This window comes from Amycolatopsis sp. cg5, assembly GCF_041346955.1.
Lineage (GTDB): Bacteria > Actinomycetota > Actinomycetes > Mycobacteriales > Pseudonocardiaceae > Amycolatopsis.
This window is the reverse complement of sequence record NZ_CP166849.1, coordinates 6,254,329-6,272,935: the sequence shown is the minus strand read 5'-3', so window position 1 is coordinate 6,272,935 and position 18,607 is coordinate 6,254,329. Positions and strand designations below refer to the sequence as shown.

11 protein-coding genes are annotated in these 18,607 nt (G+C 69.8%); 8 read left to right on the top strand and 3 right to left on the bottom strand.

Annotated elements, in window-relative coordinates; translation table 11 throughout:
• Window positions 1-169 precede the first annotated feature (169 nt).
• From AB5J62_RS27850 to icmF, 3 genes are all read left to right on the top strand, one after another.
• Window positions 170-4,312: a polymorphic toxin-type HINT domain-containing protein gene (locus tag AB5J62_RS27850; RefSeq protein WP_370942883.1), complete on the top strand. Its 4,143-nt coding sequence runs from the start codon at window positions 170-172 to the stop codon at window positions 4,310-4,312.
• Between the two features lie 64 nt (window positions 4,313-4,376).
• Entirely contained in the window at window positions 4,377-5,330 is a 954-nt protein-coding gene (locus AB5J62_RS27845; RefSeq protein ID WP_370942882.1) for a DUF6183 family protein, read from the top strand.
• Between the two features lie 75 nt (window positions 5,331-5,405).
• On the top strand, window positions 5,406-8,642 hold the full coding sequence (gene icmF, locus AB5J62_RS27840) for a fused isobutyryl-CoA mutase/GTPase IcmF (RefSeq protein ID WP_370942881.1): 3,237 nt from the start codon (window positions 5,406-5,408) through the stop codon (window positions 8,640-8,642).
• Here the strand turns inward: icmF and AB5J62_RS27835 are convergent.
• Entirely contained in the window at window positions 8,593-9,315 is a 723-nt protein-coding gene (locus tag AB5J62_RS27835; protein ID WP_370942880.1) for a class I SAM-dependent methyltransferase, read from the bottom strand. The genes icmF and AB5J62_RS27835 overlap by 50 nt on opposite strands.
• Before the next feature lie 75 nt (window positions 9,316-9,390).
• Here AB5J62_RS27835 and AB5J62_RS27830 point away from each other — a divergent pair, with 75 nt between their 5' ends.
• Together AB5J62_RS27830 and AB5J62_RS27825 are read left to right on the top strand one after the other, a co-directional pair.
• Window positions 9,391-10,221: an LLM class F420-dependent oxidoreductase gene (locus AB5J62_RS27830; protein WP_370942879.1), complete on the top strand. Its 831-nt coding sequence runs from the start codon at window positions 9,391-9,393 to the stop codon at window positions 10,219-10,221.
• A 10-nt stretch (window positions 10,222-10,231) separates the two neighbouring features.
• On the top strand, window positions 10,232-11,224 hold the full coding sequence (locus AB5J62_RS27825; protein WP_370942878.1) for a TIGR03557 family F420-dependent LLM class oxidoreductase: 993 nt from the start codon (window positions 10,232-10,234) through the stop codon (window positions 11,222-11,224).
• Here AB5J62_RS27825 and AB5J62_RS27820 read toward each other — a convergent pair.
• A complete protein-coding gene (locus AB5J62_RS27820) occupies window positions 11,213-12,088 on the bottom strand; it encodes an ArsR/SmtB family transcription factor (RefSeq protein WP_370942877.1) in 876 nt (291 codons plus the stop codon). The genes AB5J62_RS27825 and AB5J62_RS27820 overlap by 12 nt on opposite strands.
• Window positions 12,089-12,301: 213 nt before the next feature.
• Between AB5J62_RS27820 and AB5J62_RS27815 the strand changes: the two genes are divergently transcribed.
• Window positions 12,302-12,919 carry an RICIN domain-containing protein gene (locus AB5J62_RS27815; protein ID WP_370942876.1) on the top strand — a complete coding sequence of 206 codons (618 nt, stop codon included), beginning with the start codon at window positions 12,302-12,304 and terminating at the stop codon, window positions 12,917-12,919.
• A 143-nt stretch (window positions 12,920-13,062) separates the two neighbouring features.
• Here the strand turns inward: AB5J62_RS27815 and kstR are convergent, their stop codons facing one another.
• Window positions 13,063-13,701, bottom strand: a complete 639-nt coding sequence (gene kstR, locus AB5J62_RS27810) for a cholesterol catabolism transcriptional regulator KstR (RefSeq protein WP_370942875.1) — start codon at window positions 13,699-13,701, stop codon at window positions 13,063-13,065.
• Window positions 13,702-13,845: 144 nt separating this feature from the next.
• Between kstR and AB5J62_RS27805 the strand changes: the two genes are divergently transcribed.
• Both AB5J62_RS27805 and AB5J62_RS27800 read left to right on the top strand, forming a co-directional pair.
• Window positions 13,846-15,864 carry an acyl-CoA dehydrogenase family protein gene (locus AB5J62_RS27805; protein WP_370942874.1) on the top strand — a complete coding sequence of 673 codons (2,019 nt, stop codon included), beginning with the start codon at window positions 13,846-13,848 and terminating at the stop codon, window positions 15,862-15,864.
• 42 nt (window positions 15,865-15,906) lie between these two features.
• Window positions 15,907-18,567, top strand: coding sequence for a DEAD/DEAH box helicase (locus AB5J62_RS27800; RefSeq protein WP_370942873.1), 2,661 nt, complete (start codon window positions 15,907-15,909; stop codon window positions 18,565-18,567).
• Window positions 18,568-18,607: the final 40 nt, after the last annotated feature.

The window sequence follows — 18,607 nt, the reverse complement described above, 5'->3', positions numbered from 1 at the left end:
GTCGAATAGGTTCGTGACACTGGGGTTTTAGGTGGGAATTGTCGTCAAGTGGGCGAAGCTGAAATCGCCGCGACGATTCGGTAAGGCCTTTGAGGCTTAATCACCATTCATTAAATCTGGGGGTTCGATGAGTGTGCCACGCGCTCGAAGAGCAGTGGTGTTTTCCCTTGTGACAGCGGTTTTCGCGGGTCTGGTGCATCCGGCGGCGCAAGCCGCCGTGCAGGCCGACCCGCCGCCGGGGGTGCAGCCCGCTTGGTCGGAGCCTTATCCCGAATGGGACGGCAAGACCGGGCTGCCGGCCGGTTTCCTCGGCGATCCTCGATTTCGGCAGATTGTCGCCGACAATGCCGAGTTGGCCGAGGACTTCGAAGTCCGCGACGCCGCTGCCGCCGCGCTGGCCGGTGACAACGCCGCGATCAGGGCCTTCCTCGACACCGGCCTGAACCGGGCTCAGGCGCTGGCGGCCGCTCGCAAGCAGGAGCAGGCGCGCCGCGACCGTGCCGAGATCGAGCCGCTGGCGGGGACCGGCGGTCCCTATTTCAACGCCGAGGTCACGCGGGTGCTTGCGGGCACCGACAGTGATCGGGCCGCTTTTCTGGCTTACGGCAAGCAAATCGCGCAGCAGCGGGACGCTGAGACCAGCCAGGGCGCGCAGGCTCGCGCGACGGAGAACCGCGCGCGCGTGACCATGCTCGTGGGTGCGGCCGGGCCGAAGGTCAAGGCCGCGGCGCAGGCGGCCTTGGACGCGGGCGACGCCGCCATCGCGGAGTTCCTGAAGACCGGGTACCTGGTGGCGGCGAAGGCCGACGCCGACGCTCGCGAGCAGGCGATCAAGGACCAGGAAGCCCGCGACAAGGCCGCGGAGGAGCTTTCCGAGCTGGCGAAGAAGTCCGCGCGGGCTTCGCAGGCCCGCCGGAATCTGCTGGTGGTGCACGGCAATGGCGTGAACGCGCTGGAACGGGCCGCCAACGCGCTGGTGTCCGCGGGCACGGAAGCCCGCAAGGCCGAGCAGATCCTGCTGGCCAACAAGGCGGGCGGGCAGCATCCCGCTGACGCGTTCAACGCGGTCAAGGCCGAGGTCGGCAGGCAGCTCGCGCTGGCGAACCAGGCGTCGGCCGACGCGCAGACCGCCTCGGTGCGCGCGCAGGTCGAGGCGAACGTCCTGGTCGAGACCGGGCTGACCTACGGCGTCGAGTGGGCGCAGATGGCCGCGGGCATGGCCAGTGCCGCGCTGGCGGCGGCCAAGGCGTCGGAGACCGCTTCGCACGCCGTCGACGCGACCGCCTTCACCGACCAGGCGACCAACGCCCAGGAAGAAGCCGAACGCCACGCCAAGGAAGCGGAGCAGTGGCGACTGCACGCGCAAGAACACGCGAAGGCCGCGGCGTCGATCGCCGAGGCCGCGCGGGTGCAGGCCGACGCGGCCAAGGACGCCGCCGTCCGCACGAAGGCGGCGAGGCAGGCAGCGGAAGCCGCCGAAGCGCGGGCATGGGCTGCCGCGGAACGGACTCGCACCGCGCGGATCACCGCGGAGCGGGAAGCCGCGGCGGCCGCGGCGGCACGGGCGACGGCCGAGCGGGAACGGGCCAAGGCAGCGGCGGCGCGGGCTCGCGCCGAGCAGCAGGCCGCGGTCGCCCATTCGGCGCGCGGCGAAGCCGACCGTCAGGCGGGAATCGCGCTGGGCGCACGTCAACGCGCCGAGGCTCAGGACGGCATCGCGGCCGGGCTGGATCGTGACGCGAACACCGAAGCCGACAACGCGACGCGGGCACGGGACCGCGCGTTCGAGGCCGAGCGTGCGCAGCGTGACACCGAGGCGCGTGCCGCCGCGAACGAAGCCGCCGCGGCGGCCGCGCGGGGAGGCTATTTCGAGGCACCCGCTCGGGCCGCGGCCGACCAGGCGCGCACCGAGGCGAACACGGCCAGGGGAGCCGCGACCGCGGCTCGCGGCGCGGCCAACACGGCGACCGGCGCCGCGGTGGCCTCGCGGGCGGCGGCGACCGAAGCGACCCGCGCGGCGGCACGGGCGCGGGCGGCGGCGCAGCAGGCGGCCGCGGCCGCGGCTCGGGCCAACGCGGCGGCCAACCAGGCCGAGGCCGAAGCGGCGGCAACGCACGCCGCCGCGCTCCAGGCGAACGCGGCTTCCGAAGAAGCGACCGCCAGCGAAGCGCAGGCTGCTGAGGCTTCGCAAGCCGCGAGTTCGCTTGCCGGGCAGGCAGCTTCTGAGTCGGTGCAAGCACTGACTGCGGCTGAGCGCACGAGGACCGAGGCTGACGAGGCTGCGGGCGAAGCGGTTTCGGCCGCTACTCAAGCGAGCCTGGCGGTTCAGGCCTCGCTGGCGGCGCGAGCGTCTTCACAAGCAATCACCGATCCCGCGAACACGGCGATCAGCGTGGCGACGCCGTTCACCGGTACCGATCTCGCCGCCGACTTCGTCATCACGGTGGCGAACCAGGCGAGGACGGTCGGCGCCGAGCAGGCGCAGGCCGCCGTGAACCGGGCCAACGAGGCCTTGACCGCGGCGAAGGCGGCGGCGGACGCCGCGACGCGGGCCGCCGGTGAGATCAAGCCCGCGTTCGACGCGGCGGCGGAGGCGGCCAAGTCCTCGGCGGGCGCGGCGAAGTCGGCGGCGGAAGCCCAGCAGGCGGCGGCGGACGCGGCGACGGACGGCGCGGCGGCACGCGGCGCGGCCCAGCGTGCGAATCAGGCCGACGCGCAAGCACGCGCCGACGCCGTGCTGGCGCGGAAGGCGGCCAACGCGGCCAACAACGACGCGGCGGTCGCGGGCCGGTCCGCGGCCGCTGCCGGGCGCGACGCCGCCGCGGCACGGTCGGCGGCGGCCAACGCCGAAGCCGACGCGGCGGCGGCCAGGAGCGCGGCGACGAACGCGGAGGCCGACGCGACCAAGGCGGAAAGTGCCGCCGCGAGCGCGCAGCAGCACGCCGACAACGTCGCCGCGTCGGCCCAGCGGGCGCGCGACATGGCTGTCGAGGCGAGCAAGGCGGCGGACCGGGCCGAGGAAGCCGCACGCAAGGCCGCGCAGGAGAAGAAGAACCAGGACCAGCAGAACGCGGGCCCGCCGAACGGTCCCGGCCTGCCGCTGGACGACGAGCTCGGCGCGCTGACCGACCACGGCAACGGCCTGGTCACCTGGCAGGACCCCGAGACCGGGATCTTCTACCTCAACGGTGTCGCGCTCGGTGCCGACGCTCCCGGCCTGCGTGAGCTCATCGAGGCGCTGAAGCGGCAGGTCGGGACCAACCCCGAGCGCTACTTCCCCACGGATCACCCGTACAAGGACCCGCGGTACGGGGTCTTCAACCTGCTGGTCGACGCCTGCCGGAATCAGTCCAGCCTGTGCAGCGCGAAATTCCAGATGCAGGTGGTCGCCTTCGGCAACGGCGGCCCTGACCCGGCGGGCATCGGCGACCCTCAGACGTTCCTGCTGATGAGCGCGCTCGCCGAGTTCGTGATCGGCGCGGGTGGCCGCTGGGGTCTCAAGACCGGCCCCAAGACAGCGCCCACCAAGCCTTGCAACTGCTTCCCGGCGGGCACGACGGTCGCCACGGACCATGGCGCGAAGCCGATCGAGCAGATCGCCGTCGGCGACCAGGTCTGGGCCCGTGATCTCGCCACCGGGCGGTCCCAGCTGCGCAGTGTGGTGGGGCTGTTCACCAAGCACGCGGACCAGATCCTCACGATCACCACGACCGGGACCTCACTGCAGGTCACCCCGCAGCACCCGTTCTGGGTGATCGGCAAGGGCTGGACCGACGCGGGCGAACTCCGCGTCGGGGACAGGCTCAGCACGCTCTCCGGCGCGGAACAGCCCATCACCGCGATCACGAGCTCGATGACCGGCACCACGGTCTACAACTTCGAGGTCGCGGGGGACCACAACTACTACATCACCGACGCGCAGCTGCTGGTCCACAACTGCGACCTGAACTACCACGAGTCACCGACGCGCGGGCACACGATCGAGCGGCACGTCGCCAAGGACGACGCCTATCTGAAGGGACGCAACAAGCCCAGGGCGTCGACGTTCACCGACCAGGAGACCGCGCAAACCTGGACACAGGCCAATCTCGATCGAAACAAGGACAAGGTCGCGAACTTTCTCAGCAGCACGAAGCAGATGACGACGATCCACTACCACTTCGACCCGGGAGCGGACACCAGCGGGATCGGCCGTATCTATGTGAAGGCGACGGACAGTTTCGTGAGTCCACGCCGGGTGGAGACCCAGTTGATCAAGGATCCGTCTATGAAGGATGGTTACTACATTCAGACGTCCTTCTTGGACTTCTGACGTTTCGGTTCGACGGCTACCCGGGAACCATTCCGGGTAGCCGTCCAGGATTTAGGGTGATGGCGTGACCGGAGCAAGCCGCGAGGAAGCGGAAGTCCTCGCACGGGTGCTGGCGATGACGCCCGGCGTGGAACACGCGCGCGCCGCGATCGAGGCGGCGCTCGCCGGAGCGGGACCGTCCTGGCTGACGGCCGCGCAGCTGGCGTTCGCGCAGCCGCGGGAGGTGCTGCTCGGCCTTCTCGCGGAGGCCGTCGTCGACGAAGCGAACGCGGAGCTTTACGCCTGCCTGCTCCAGGAAATGGTGACGCGGGGTGTCGATCCGGGCGAGGTGGGGGAGGACCGCAGGCGCGAGCTGAATCACCCGCTGGCGGCGCTTCCGCTGCGCCTCGATCCCGCGGAAGAGCACTTCGACCTCCAGACCTACGACATCCAGGGCGGCGGCTCCTACTCCGCCGACTACCTCCTGACGAGGGCCGAGGAGAAGGTCGTGCTGACGGCTCAGCCGCCGCAAGCCGCCAGGAAAGTCACGACAAGCGGGCAGAGCGAGCGGATGACGTCCGCGGTGCGCGGCTGGCTGGAGCGGTCGAACGGGCGGGCCGAAGCCGAGGTGTTCGAGTTCGCCGACCCGATCGGGGACATTTTCGGCGCCTCGACACTGGCCGGGCTCCCGTTGGAGAGCCTTCGCGGGCTGGCGCCCGACGGCCTGGTCTTCCGTCCGGCGACCTTCGACGAGGTCGTCACCACGCTCTTCTGCGCCGCGGCCAACGGCGGCGCTTACTCGTCGGCGCGCGGCGGCGCGTACGGCCGCGCCGCGATGTGGGAGTCGGTGGCCGCGCTGGCCGGCGCCGGACCGGACGAACCGGTCGAGCGGGTCGCCGCACTCGCTCGGGCGTCGCGCTGGTGGCGGTTCCAGGCGGTGACGCCGTGGTTCGAGCAGGTCATCCCGGAGTTCGGGTTCGCCGCACTCCGGGTGGACGAGCGGACACTGGCCGTGCTGGCCGCGACCGACACGGACTGATTTCTGGGGGCGCGTGAGCGCAATCACGGGTTGCTACGGGTTGGGAATAGTCGGAAGTCCTAGTATTTTGGGGGGATGGCCGCAGAGTTGCACCGTCCCGTGAACCCCGTTCGGTTCGTCACCGCGTCGAGTCTGTTCGACGGGCACGACGCTTCGATCAACATCATGCGCCGCATCCTGCAGTCGCAGGGCGCGGAGGTGGTGCACCTGGGGCACAACCGGTCGGTCGACGAGGTCGCCACGGCCGCGATCGCCGAGGACGTGCAGGGTGTCGCGATCAGCGCCTACCAGGGCGGGCACGTCGAATACTTCAGCTACCTGGTCGAGCTGCTGGCCGAGCGCGGCGCAGGCCACATCAAGGTCTACGGCGGCGGTGGCGGCGTCATCGTCCGCGAAGAGATCGACCTGCTGCACTCGCGGGGCGTCGCGCGCATCTTCTCGCCGGAGGACGGCTACGAGATGGGCCTGCCCGGGATGATCAACCTGATGATCCGGGAGTGCGACGCCGACCTGTCCGCGCAGGGCGGTGTCGCGGTCGACAAGCTGATGCTGGGCGACATCCCGTCGCTCGCGCGCGCCATCACGCAGCTGCAGACCGGCACACTGCCCGAGCAGGCGCTCGGCATGATCCGCGAGGCCGCCAAGCTCAAGACCGTCCCGGTGCTCGGCATCACCGGAACGGGTGGTTCGGGCAAGTCGTCGCTGACCGACGAGCTGATCCGCCGGTTCCGCCTCGACCAGGAGGACAAGCTGCGGATCGCGGTGCTCGCGGTCGACCCGTCACGGCGCAAGGGCGGCGGCGCGCTGCTCGGCGACCGCATCCGGATGAACTGCCTCGACGGCAGCCCGGTCTTCTTCCGCTCGCTCGCCACCCGCACCACCAGCGGCGAGATCCCGGTCGGCCTGAGCGAGTCGGTGCTCGCCTGCAAGGCGGCCGGCTTCGACCTGGTGATCGTCGAGACGCCGGGTATCGGCCAGGGTGACGCCGGCATCGTCGACTACGTGGACCAGTCGCTGTACGTGATGACGCCCGAGTTCGGCGCCGCGTCGCAGCTGGAGAAGATCGACATGCTCGACTTCGCCGACACCGTGGCGATCAACAAGTTCGAGCGGCGCGGCGCCGAGGACGCGCGCCGCGACGTCGCGCGCCAGCTGGTCCGCAACCGCGAGGCGTTCGGCTCCGCGCCGGAGGACATGCCGGTCTACGGCACCAGTGCGGCGAAGTTCAACGACGACGGCGTGACCGCGCTGTACCAGAACCTGCGTGACACGCTCGCCGAGCGCGGGCTGTCCGTCTCGGCCGGTGTGCTGCCGCATGTCGAGGGCAAGGTGTCCACCGACGCCAGCACGATCATCCCGACCAGCCGTGCCCGCTACCTCGCGGACATCGCCGAGACCGTGCGCGGCTACCACCGCGAGACCGAGGCGCAGGTCGCCGCGGTCCGCCAGGTCGAACACCTCGACGCGGCCCGCCAGGCACTGGCCGCGGCCGACGCCGACACCAACGCGATCGACGGCCTCCTCGCGGCCGCCGCGTCCGATGTGGACGGTGAGTCGACCAAGCTGCTGGAGCGTTTCCGCGCGCTGGCGGAGTCGTACAAGGCCGAAGAGCTGGTCGTGAAGATCCGTGACAAGGAGCTGCGCACCACGCTGTGGCGCGAGACGTTGTCCGGCAACAAGATCCCGCGTGTCGCGCTCCCGCGCTACACCGAGCCGGGCGAGCTGCTCTCGTTCCTTCGCCGCGAGCACCTGCCTGGATACTTCCCTTACACCGCGGGCGTTTTCCCGTTCAAGCGCGAGGGTGAGGACCCGGCGCGCATGTTCGCGGGCGAGGGCGACCCGTTCCGCACCAACCGCCGGTTCAAGCTGCTCTCGGCCGACTCGGACGCGAAGCGCCTGTCGACCGCGTTCGACTCGGTGACGCTGTACGGCCACGACCCGCACACCCGCCCCGACATCTACGGCAAGGTCGGCACCTCCGGCGTCTCCATCGCGACGCTCGAAGACATGAAGGTGCTCTACGACGGCTTCGACCTGACCTCGCCGAGCACCTCGGTCTCGATGACCATCAACGGTCCGGCGCCGACGATCCTCGCGTTCTTCCTCAACACCGCGATCGACCAGCGCGTCGAGGCGTTCAAGGCCGAGCACGGCCGCGAGCCCAGCCACGACGAGGCCGCCGAGCTGCGCGAATGGGCGCTGCGCAACGTGCGCGGCACGGTCCAGGCCGACATCCTCAAGGAAGACCAGGGCCAGAACACCTGCATCTTCTCGACCGAATTCAGCCTGCGGATGATGGCCGACATCCAGGAGTGGTTCATCGAGCACGGTGTCCGCAACTTCTACTCCGTCTCGATCTCCGGCTATCACATCGCCGAGGCGGGCGCGAACCCGATCTCGCAGCTCGCGTTCACCCTGTCGAACGGGTTCACCTACGTCGAGTCCTACCTCGCGCGCGGCATGGACATCGACGACTTCGCGCCCAACCTGTCGTTCTTCTTCTCCAACGGGATGGACGCCGAGTACTCGGTGCTCGGCCGGGTCGCCCGCCGGATCTGGGCGGTCGCCATGCGCGAGCGTTACGGCGCCAACGATCGCTCGCAGAAGCTCAAGTACCACGTGCAGACCTCTGGGCGCTCGCTGCACGCGCAGGAGATGAACTTCAACGACATCCGCACCACGCTGCAGGCGCTCTGCGCGCTGTACGACAACGCGAACTCGTTGCACACCAACGCCTTCGACGAGGCGATCACCACGCCGAGCGCGTCGTCGGTGCGCCGCGCGATGGCCATCCAGATGATCATCAACAAGGAATGGGGCCTGTCGAAGAACGAGAACCCGCTGCAGGGCTCGTTCATCATCGACGAGCTGACCGACCTGGTCGAAGAGGCCGTGCTGGTCGAGTTCGACCGGATCTCCGAGCGCGGCGGCGTGCTCGGCGCGATGGAGACCGGCTACCAGCGCGGCAAGATCCAGGACGAGTCGATCCTCTACGAGCGCCTCAAGCACGACGGCTCGCTGCCGATCGTCGGCGTCAACACCTTCCGCAACGACGACCCGGACGCCCACGAGATGGAGGTCGAGCTCGCCCGCGCGACCGAGGGCGAGAAGGAGTCGCAGCTGGCCAGGCTGCACGACTTCCAGCACCGCCACACCGCCGACGCGCAGCAGGCGCTCAAGACGCTGCGCGAGGCGGCGACGCGGGGCGGCAACCTGTTCGGCGTGCTGATGGACGCGGCCAGGGTGTGCTCGCTCGGTCAGATCACCGAGGCGTTCTTCGAGGTCGGGGGTCAGTACCGCCGCAACGTCTAGCGCTGAGCCGCCACGCGGGCAGCAGCACCCTGCCCGCGTCGTCGGTGGTCAGCGTGTCGAGCGCGTCCGGCGGTATGTCGTCGTCGGGCTGTGCCGTGGTGACCCGCGTGTAGAGCTCGTCGAGGGTCTGCGCGGTCGAGTACAGCGTCTCGGCGAGATCGGTGATCTCCCAGCCGTCGTTGACGGTTTCGCGCAGATTCTGCTCGCTGATCCGCATCCCGGCCGGCAGCGACGGCGGGAGCCGGTCGGAGAAGCAGACGATGTGCAGTGTCGCGCCCGGCCGGGTGACCCGGTGCAGCGCGACCAGGCAGTCGAGCCGCGCCTGCTCGCTCAGGCAGTGATAGAGCGCGCTGTCCAGCACGGTGTCGAACCTGTCGTCGAAACCGGACAGCTCCGTCACGTCGGCTACGGCGAACGTGACATCCGCGCCCTCGGCCCGCTCCGAGGCCAGCTGGACGGCGCGGGGCGCGATGTCGACCCCGGTCACGGTGAGTCCGCGCGAGGCCAGGAACAGCGCGTTGCCGCCCAGCCCGCAGCCGACGTCCAGCACCGCGCCGGTGAACCGGCCCTCGTCCGCCAGCTGGGTCACCACGGGCTGTGGCCCGCCGATGTCCCACGGCAAAGTGTCCCCGGCCTGGTACATCGCCTCGAAACGCAGGTCCGTGTCCGTCATCCCCGCCCCCTGTTGTCGTACCCCTGACCGGAGTGTCGGGGAATACCCGCCAGCCCCGTGGGGTAGATCTTGAGTATGAAGTTCGGCGTAGCGACTTTCGTGACCGATGAAGGAATCCGGCCCGATCTGCTGGGCAAGGCGTTGGAAGAGCGTGGGTTCGAATCGCTCTTCGTCGCCGAGCACTCGCACATCCCGCTCAGCAGGGAGACTCCCTATCCGGGCGGCGGCGAGCTGCCCCGAGTTTATTACCGCACGCTCGACCCCTTCGTCACGTTGACCGCCGCCGCGGTCGCGACGGAGAACCTGCTGCTCGGCACCGGCATCGCGCTCGTGATGCAGCGGGACACCATCCACACGGCCAAGGAGGTGGCCAGCCTCGACCTGGTCTCCGGCGGCCGTTTCCTGTTCGGCGTCGGCGCGGGCTGGAACCGCGAGGAGATGGCCGACCACGGCACCGACCCGCGCACGCGCGGCGCCAAGCTCGACGAGCAGCTGGCCGCGCTGAAGGAGATCTGGACCAAGGACGCGCCGGAGTTCCACGGCAAGCACGTCGAGTTCGGGCCGATGGGCTCGTGGCCGAAGCCGGTGCAGAAGCCGCATCCACCGATCTACGTCGGTGGCAACACCCCCGCCGCGCTCAACCGGCTCAAGCAGTACGGCGACGTGTGGACGCCGAACGGGGTCGGGGAGCGTGCGCACATCCAGCCCCAGCTCGACCTGATGCACGAGCACGCAGGTGACTTCCCCGTGTCGGTGTTCGGCGTCGGAACCAAGAACCTGGACGTGCTCGAGGGCTATGTTGAAGCCGGGGTGGAGCGCATCACGCTCCTGCTCGGCACCAAGCCCGAAGCCGAGACCCTCACCAGGCTCGACGAACTGGCCAAGCTCGTCGAGCGGTACCGCTGAAAGGAAGCTTGTGACTGAAGTACAGATCGGACTGGCCGCGGCGCTGGAGCAGTTCTCGCCGAGGGAGTCGATCCGACTGGCCAAGCTGGGCGAGGAGCACGGGTTCTTCGGCCAGATGGCCGCGGACCACTTCCAGCCGTGGGTGCCGCAGCAGAACGAGGCCTCGTTCGTGTGGAGCGTGCTCGCCTCGCTGGCCGAGAACACCACCGGTGACCTGGGGCCTGGCGTGACCTGCCCGTCGTTCCGGCTGCACCCGGCGATGGTGGCGCAGGCCGCCGCGACGCTGGAGGCGACCTACCCCGGCCGCACCTGGCTCGGCATCGGTTCCGGTGAGGCGCTCAACGAGCACATCATCGGCGGGTACTGGCCGGAGGCCCCGGAACGGGTCCGGCGCATGTTCGAGGCGCTGGAGATCATCAGGAAGCTGTTCACCGGCAAGGACGTCAAGCACAGCGGCGAGTTCTTCAAGCTGCACACCACGCGGCTGTGGACATTGCCGGAGGGACCGCCCCCGCCCATCTACATCGCCTCGGCGGGCCCGTACACCTCGCGCAAGACCGGCGAGCTGGCCGACGGCCTGATCACGCCGGGCGCGTCGATCGAGAAGCTCGCCGGCATCGTCGAGAACTTCGAGCAGGGCGCGCGCAAGGCGGGCAAGGACCCCGACGAGATGCCGAAGCTGCTGCAGGTGCACCTCTCGTGGGCCGAGACCGACGAGGAGGCGTGGGCCAACGCGATGGACCAGTGGCCCAACGGCGGCATGAAGTTCCCGAAGGCCGACATCCGGTCCCCGTTCGACTTCGCGCAGATGGCCAAGCTGGTGCGCAAGGAGGACTTCGAGGGCCGCATGGTCGTCTCGTCCGACCCCGACGTCCACCGCGCGTCGCTGCAGAAGTACGTCGACGCCGGGTTCAACCGGATCTACGTGCACAACGTCGGCCGCAACCAGGACCAGTGGATCGAGACGTTCGGCCGTGAAGTGCTGCCGAAGCTAACTGCTTAACAAGGCGTTGCCCAGCGGCGTCAGCGAGTGCAGGACGGTGTTCCGGTCGCGGTGCGTGGTGATCAGCCCCGCCTCCCGGAGCACCGCCGTGTGCTTGCTGACCGCCGACGGGCTGACGCCGAGGCGCTCGGCCAGCTCGGACGTGCCACAGCCGACGGCGAGGATCAGCAGCGCCTCCGCGCGCGTCGGCCCCAGCAGCGCGGCGAGCGCCTTGGACGGCACGGGAATCCGCACGTCACGCGGCTTCGCGGACGGCGTGCCCAGCCGCGCGGCCGGATAGAGCAGCCGAGGCGGGTTCGGCCCGGCCCCGATCATAGTGGGCGCCGCGGCGAAGTAGGCGGGCACCAGCGAAAGCCCGCGCCCCAGGTCGGGACCTTCCGGCACCGGATAGCTCCATTGCAGCCACGGCAGGCTGGTGAGCAGCGCGTCGACCCCGTTCTCGAGCAGGATCCGCGCGCGCATCTCGCGGTCGGCTTCGACCTGCGAGCGGATCGTCTCCCAGTGCGGGGCGACCGCGATCTCGTAGTAGTCCCGCAAGGCTTTGATCGGATCATGCGCCTCGAGCTGCGAGTCAGTAAGCGCTTCCTCGATCGCGCTGGCTTGCAACGCGGCCAGCCCGGCCTCGAAGCCATGGCGGCCCGCCGCGGGCATGAGCAACTCCGGCGCGGTACGGGAGAGCCAGATCAGCATCGGCGTCGCCACGGGCAGCCGGGTACGGACGCGTTGTTTCCACCACCCGAACGCGCCGACCCCCGATCTTCGGCGCAGCACGCCGAGACTCGCGACGATCTCGCCGAACGGGTCCGCGGCGGGCGCGAGCCCGATCCGCGTCAGGTCATGCCACGTGAGCCGGATGTGCAGCATCGAATCCCCCCAGGATTGCTCGCCTCACCCGTTAGTCGTACCGGCATCATCCTTCGTTACCTGCTCTGACCTGCGTTTTTGCCTCGACGCTCAAACGGCTCGACTGATCTGTCCCCCGAAGGGATGATCGCCTTCGAAGGCCCTGATGGGGGGATCTTCTCCGGGAATTCTTGACAGGCTTCCCGGGCCTGCTGGGGAAACAAAGGGGCATAAATGCGTAATGTCAAGGGGCTCGTTGCTGCCGCCGCGACGTCTGCCGCCGTGCTCGGCCTGCTGGCCGCGCCGTCGGCGAGCGCGGCCGACGCACCGAAGGACCACGGCAAGCCGGTGACTTCGCTCTCCGGTCTCAAGCTGGTCCCGTCGAAGGCGCAGGGGGCTCGCGTCGCCGGCCGGTCCGCCGCGCAGCTCGACGGTCCTTACCTGATCGAGTCGGTCGAGGGTGAGCGCTGCCTCGACGCCGACACCGGCACGCTGTGGGAGAACGGCACCACGGTCGCGCTGTGGGATTGCGACGAGTACGCGGCCAACCAGGGCTGGTACGTCGACCAGGCCGCGGACGGCACCATCACCCTCGAGAACGCCGCCAGCGGCCGGGTGCTGGACGCCGACCTCGACACGATCGGCGAGAACGGCACGAAGGTCCAGCTGTGGGACCGCAACGGCTGGAACAACCAGAAGTGGAAGTTCTACCTGAGCGAGTCCGACGACCTGATCATCGAGAACCAGGAGTCCTTCCAGGTGCTCGACGCCGACGGCAACAGCATCTACGAGCCGGGCACCCCGGTTCAGCTGTGGGACTACACCGGCGGCGGAAACCAGCTCTGGCGCTGACGGTTCGACGGTTCGACGGTTCGGGCCCCCTTCGCTTCGGCGGAGGGGGCCCTGCTTCGTTTGGGGGCGCGGGATAAAGCGGGCTTTACTCCGCGGGGTTTAGCGGGCTTTATCCCGGGGAGTAAAGCCCGCTTTATCCCGGCCTACTTGTCGAGTAGCAAGTGGACGGACAGCTCGAGCCGGTTCGCGACGTCGCTCGCGGTCGCGCGGCGCGTCACCCAGGCGACCAGGTTCGCCATCCAGACGTCGGCGATGAGGTGGAAGATGTCGCGGTCGGCCTCGGTGGGCTCCTCGATGCCCATCGCCTTGGCGAACATGTTCTCCATCAGCCTGCCGACCTGCTCGACCTCGGCGGCGGCGGTCGTGTCGGCGAACATGAAGGCGCGGACCATCGCCTCGGTGAGGTGCGGGTCGCGCTGCATGAGGCGGGTGTTGCGGCCGAGCACGAAGATCAGCCGCTCGCTGGGTGTCTCGCCGGGGATCGCCGAGCGCTCGATCTTCTCCTGCGCGCGCTCGAACTCGCGCGCGAGGCCCGAGACCAGCAGGTGGATCTTGGACGGGAAGTAGCGGTAGAGGGTGCCGAGCGCGACGTCGGCCTTCTCGGCGACGGCGCGCATCTGGACGGCGTCGTAGCCGCCCTTGGCGGCCAGTGTCAGTGTCGCGTCGATGATCCGGCGGCGGCGGTCGCGCTGGGCGGCGGAGCCGAGCTCTTCGCTGTTCATCGTGCCCAGTGCGGTGGCGCGGCTCTTGGCCGGTGCGGGCGCCTTGGCCTTGCCTGCCATCGTGGGGTCCCCCTGATCCGGAACTTGTTCCTCTTTCAGTCGGTAGCGTACCTAACTTCTTCAACGGTTCAAGCTCAGGGACACTCGCGCGAAAACTGAAACACGTTCTACAATGATCCTCTGTCGCGGCGAAGGAGGATCAGCGTGCCGATCGCGATCACCGAGGAGCAGCGTGCGCTGGCCGAGTCGGTCACGGCGTGGGCCGGGCGGGGCGGGACCTTCCGTGAGCTGGTCGACATCGGACTGTTCAGTCTCGCGCTGCCTGGCGAGCCCGGCGGTGTCGCCGATGTCGCGGTCGGGCTCGAAGCGGTCGCCGCCGCGCCGGCACCCGGGCCGGTGCTGGGCACTTCGCTGGGAAATCTGCTGGCCGGGCGCGTGCTCGACGGGCCGGTCGGGGTCGCGCTGGATCCCGGCGGGCTGGTCGGTTCGAGGTCGGCGGACGGCGGGTTGACGGTCTCGGGGCGCACCGGGCTCGTGCTCGATGGCGGGCCGTCGGCGGCGAGTCTGCTGCCGGCCCAAGTGGACGGTCGGCCGGTGTGGTTCCTGGGTCCGCCGGTGGACGCGGCCGAGTCGTTCGATCTTTCCCGCGACTTCGGCCAGGGCGAGCTGACGGACTTCGCCGTTTCACCCGAAGCGGTGATCGAGGGTGTCGAAGAACTCGCTGTGACGCTGGCCGCGGCCGAGGCGTCCGGCGTGGCGCACTGGTGCGTGCGGACCGCGGCCGAGTACGCCAAGGTGCGTGAGCAGTTCGGCCGCCCCATCGGATCGTTCCAGGCGGTCAAGCACCTGTGCGCCGAGATGCTCTGCCGCGCCGAAGCGGCGTCCGCGCTGGCGTGGGACGCGGCGCGCGCGGCCGACGAAAACCCGGGCCAGCACGCGTTGGCCGCCGCCGTCGCGGGTGCCTCCGTGCTCGACGCGGCCGTCGAGAACGCCAAGGACTGCATCCAGGTGCTCGGCGGCATCGGTTTCACCTGGGAACACGACGCGCACCGATACCTGCGGCGCGCCGTCGCGCTGCGGCAGTGGCTCGGCGGTTCGACGCGGTGGCGGGTCCGTGCCGCCGAACTCGCGCTGGCGGGCGAGCGGCGGACGCTGGCCGTCGATGTCGGCGACACCGGCGAGTTCCGGGCGGTGGCCGAGGAAATCGCCGCACTGGAGCCCGGCGCGCAGCGGCGCAAACTCGCCGAGACCGGGCTGCTCATGCCGCACTGGCCGAAGCCGTACGGGCTCGACGCTTCCCCGGCGCGGCAGCTGGCTGTCGACGCGGAACTCGCCCGCGCGGGCGTCCGGCGGCCGGATCTCGTGATCGGCGCCTGGGCGGTGCCGACCATCCTGGAGCACGGAACCGCGGCGCAGCGGGACAAGTTCGCGGGCCCGACACTGACCGGTGAGCTCACCTGGTGCCAGCTGTTCAGCGAGCCCGGTGCCGGTTCGGACCTGGCTTCCTTGCGTACCAAGGCGATTCGCGTCGACGGCGGCTGGCGCCTGAGCGGGCAGAAGGTGTGGACCTCGCTCGCGCGCGAGGCCGACTGGGCGATCTGCCTGGCCAGGACCGACCAGGAAGTGGCCAAGCACAAGGGGATCACGTACTTCCTCGTCGACATGCGCTCGGCGGGCATCGACATCAGGCCGCTGCGGGAGATCACCGGCGTGGCGCGGTTCAACGAGGTGTTCCTCGACGACGTCTTCGTGCCGGACGACTGCGTGGTCGGCGAGGTGAACGGCGGCTGGCGGCTCGCGCGGACCACGCTGGCCAACGAGCGGGTCGCGATCGGCGGGGGACCGGCGGTCGGCGAAGGCGTGGAAACCTTGCTGGGACAGGTTTCTTCACCTGATCAGGTGACTTCGGACCGGTTGGGCGGGCTGATCGCGGAGGGTCTCGCCGGGTCGCTGCTGGACCTCCGGATGACGCTGCTTGCCTTGGCAGGACAGGATCCTGGTCCCGCGTCAAGTGTGCGGAAACTGCTCGGAGTCCGGCATCGGCAAGCTGTCGCCGAGGCCGCTTTGGACCTGTGCGGGCCCGCCGCGGTGGCGGTGACGGACTCCGTATCGGCCGCACAGCACGAATTCCTGCTCAGCAGGTGTTTGAGCATCGCCGGCGGCACGACGCAGGTACTGCTGACACTCGCCGCGGAACGGCTACTCGGCCTCCCTAGACAGTAGGGCCTTCCAAAACTGTCGGTGCCCGGGTCTAGCGTCCTGTGCATGGAAATCACCGAGCACACCCAGGCCACCTACATCCCCTCCGAGCCCCCGCGCGAAGGCGTACTCGCGCTGTGGGGAGACGCACACGGCGACACGCCGATCGAACTGCTGGTGACAGCGGGAAAACTGCCGGTACGCACCAAGGTCGAGGCGAGAGTCGTCCCGATGGCGAGCGCCATCCCCAGGCTGCTCACGGCCGATCCACGGGCGAGCCCGACCGTGGCCGCGTTGTCCACCGCCATCACCGCGGGCGTCGACCTCGTCTCGCGCGGACGGCTGATCCCCGCGCGCCCGCCCGACGGCGATGGCTGGCGCGCGGGCCCACTCGAGATCGAAGACGAGGTGCGGCTGCGCGAGCTGGCGGCCGCGCTGCCGCCGGAGGCGCACGCGCTGGCGCTGTCGGGGCTCAAACGGCCCCGGCTGCACTCGCCGGAGTCGCTCATCCGCGCGTTGTGGGACGCGACGGCGGATGTGCTGGCGCGCGGCCTGTCCCCGGACGGCATCGCCGGGCCGCCGGGCGGCGCCGAGCTGCTGCTGCGCGTCGAGCCGAGGGAGGCGTTCGGCGCCGACGGCATGCCGGGCTTCAAGGTGTGGGCCGTGCCCATGCTCCGCAGCCTCGCGGACACGAGCCTCGTCGCCGACGCGCCGGAGATCCGCCGCATGCCCGCCGAGGTGGGCCGCCGGTTCGGCGGCCAGGTGGAGACGCAGCTGCTGCTGGGCATCAGGCGTGGCGCCCGGGTCTGGCCGCCGCTGGAGCGGGTCCAGGACGAGCCGGACGAGTTCGTGCTGACCGACGACGAGGTCTCGCACCTGCTCGCCCACGGCGGGCGCGCGCTCGACGACATCGGCATCACCGTGCTCTGGCCGGAGGCGCTGTTCACGCGGATGAAGGCCAAGGCGGGCGTGGAGTCGCCGCGGCCGGATTCCGCGACCACGTTCACCCTCAAGGACCTGCTGGACTTCAAATGGCAGGTCAGCCTGGGCGACGAGGTGCTGACCGAGGAAGAGGTCTCGATGCTGGCGGAGGCCAAGCGGCCGATCGTCCGCCTGCGCGGCAAGTGGATCAAGGCGGACAGCGTGCTGCTCGCCAAGCTCCGGCGCCAGAAACGCAGGCTCACCGGCTCCGAGGCGTTGGGCGCGGCGCTCACCGGCAAGCTCGACCTCGACGGCGAGGAGATCGCGTTCGCGCCGTCGCCGGTGCTGACCGGGCTCGCCGAGCGCATCACGTCCACCATGGACGAACCGGTGGCGCCGTCACCCCGGCTGCTGGCCACACTGCGCCCGTATCAGCGCGCGGGTCTCACCTGGCTCGCCAAGATGACCGAGCTGGGGCTGGGCGCCTGCCTCGCCGACGACATGGGACTGGGCAAGACCGTCCAGCTCATCGCGCTGCACCTGCATCGTGAGCCGCTCGGCGCCGGTCCGACGCTGGTGGTCTGCCCGACCTCGCTGCTGGGCAACTGGGAGCGCGAGATCGCCAGGTTCGCGCCCTCGGTGCCGGTCCGCCGGTTCCATGGCGGCGCCCGCAGCCTGGACGACCTGGCGCCCGGCGAGATCGTGCTCGCGACGTACGGCGTGGCCCGTCGCGACAAGGCGCTCTCCGCGCTCAAGTGGGGTCTCGTCGCCGCGGACGAGGCCCAGCACGTCAAGAACCCGATGTCCGCGACCGCGAAGGCGTTGCGCCGCATCGAAACCGACGCGCGGGTCGCCTTGACCGGCACCCCGATGGAGAACCGGCTCGCCGAGCTCTGGTCGATCCTGGACTGGACGACGCCGGGCCTGCTCGGCACGCTCGACCACTTCCGGCGGACGGTCGCCAAGCCGATCGAGCGGAACCACGACAAGGCGGTCACCGAGCGGCTGGCCACCCTGGTCCGCCCGTTCCTGTTGCGGCGCAAGAAAACCGACCCGGACATCGCCCCGGAGCTGCCGAGCAAGACGGAGACCGACACCTACGTCCCGCTGTCCGGAGAGCAGGCGACGCTGTACGAGGCCGTGGTCCGCGAAAGCATGGAAGCGATCCAGCTCATGAGCGGGATCGAGCGGCGAGGCGAGGTGTTCAAGCTGCTCACCGCGCTCAAGCAGATCTGCAACCACCCGGCCCAGTTCCTCAAGGAGCAAGGCCCGATCACCGGCCGGTCCGGCAAGCTCGCCGCCTTCGACGAGCTGCTCGACATCATCCTCGACGAAGGCGAAAGCGTCCTGGTGTTCAGCCAGTACGTCCAGCTGCTGAACCTGCTCGAGACCCGCTTGGCCGAACGCGGCCTCCCGTCGGCGACGTTGACCGGCGCGAGCACCCCGGCCGAGCGGGACGAGATGGTCCGGCGTTTCCAAGCAGGCGAGTTCCCGGTCTTCCTCTTGTCGCTCAAGGCAGGCGGTGTCGGCCTGAACCTCACCAAGGCCACCCAGGTCATCCACTACGACCGCTGGTGGAACCCGGCCGTCGAAGACCAGGCCACCGACCGGGCCTTCCGCATCGGCCAGGACCACCCGGTCCTCGTCCACCGCCTCATCACCGAAGGGACCCTCGAAGAACGCATAGCCGAAATGGTCGAGGCCAAACGCGGCCTCGCCGAGTCCATCGTCGGCTCCGGCGAAACCTGGATCTCCGAACTCTCCAACGACGAACTCGCCGACCTGGTCCGCCTGGGCTCCCGCTGAGCCCGTGAGGGGTCGTGAGTGTTTTGGCCGGTTATTGATC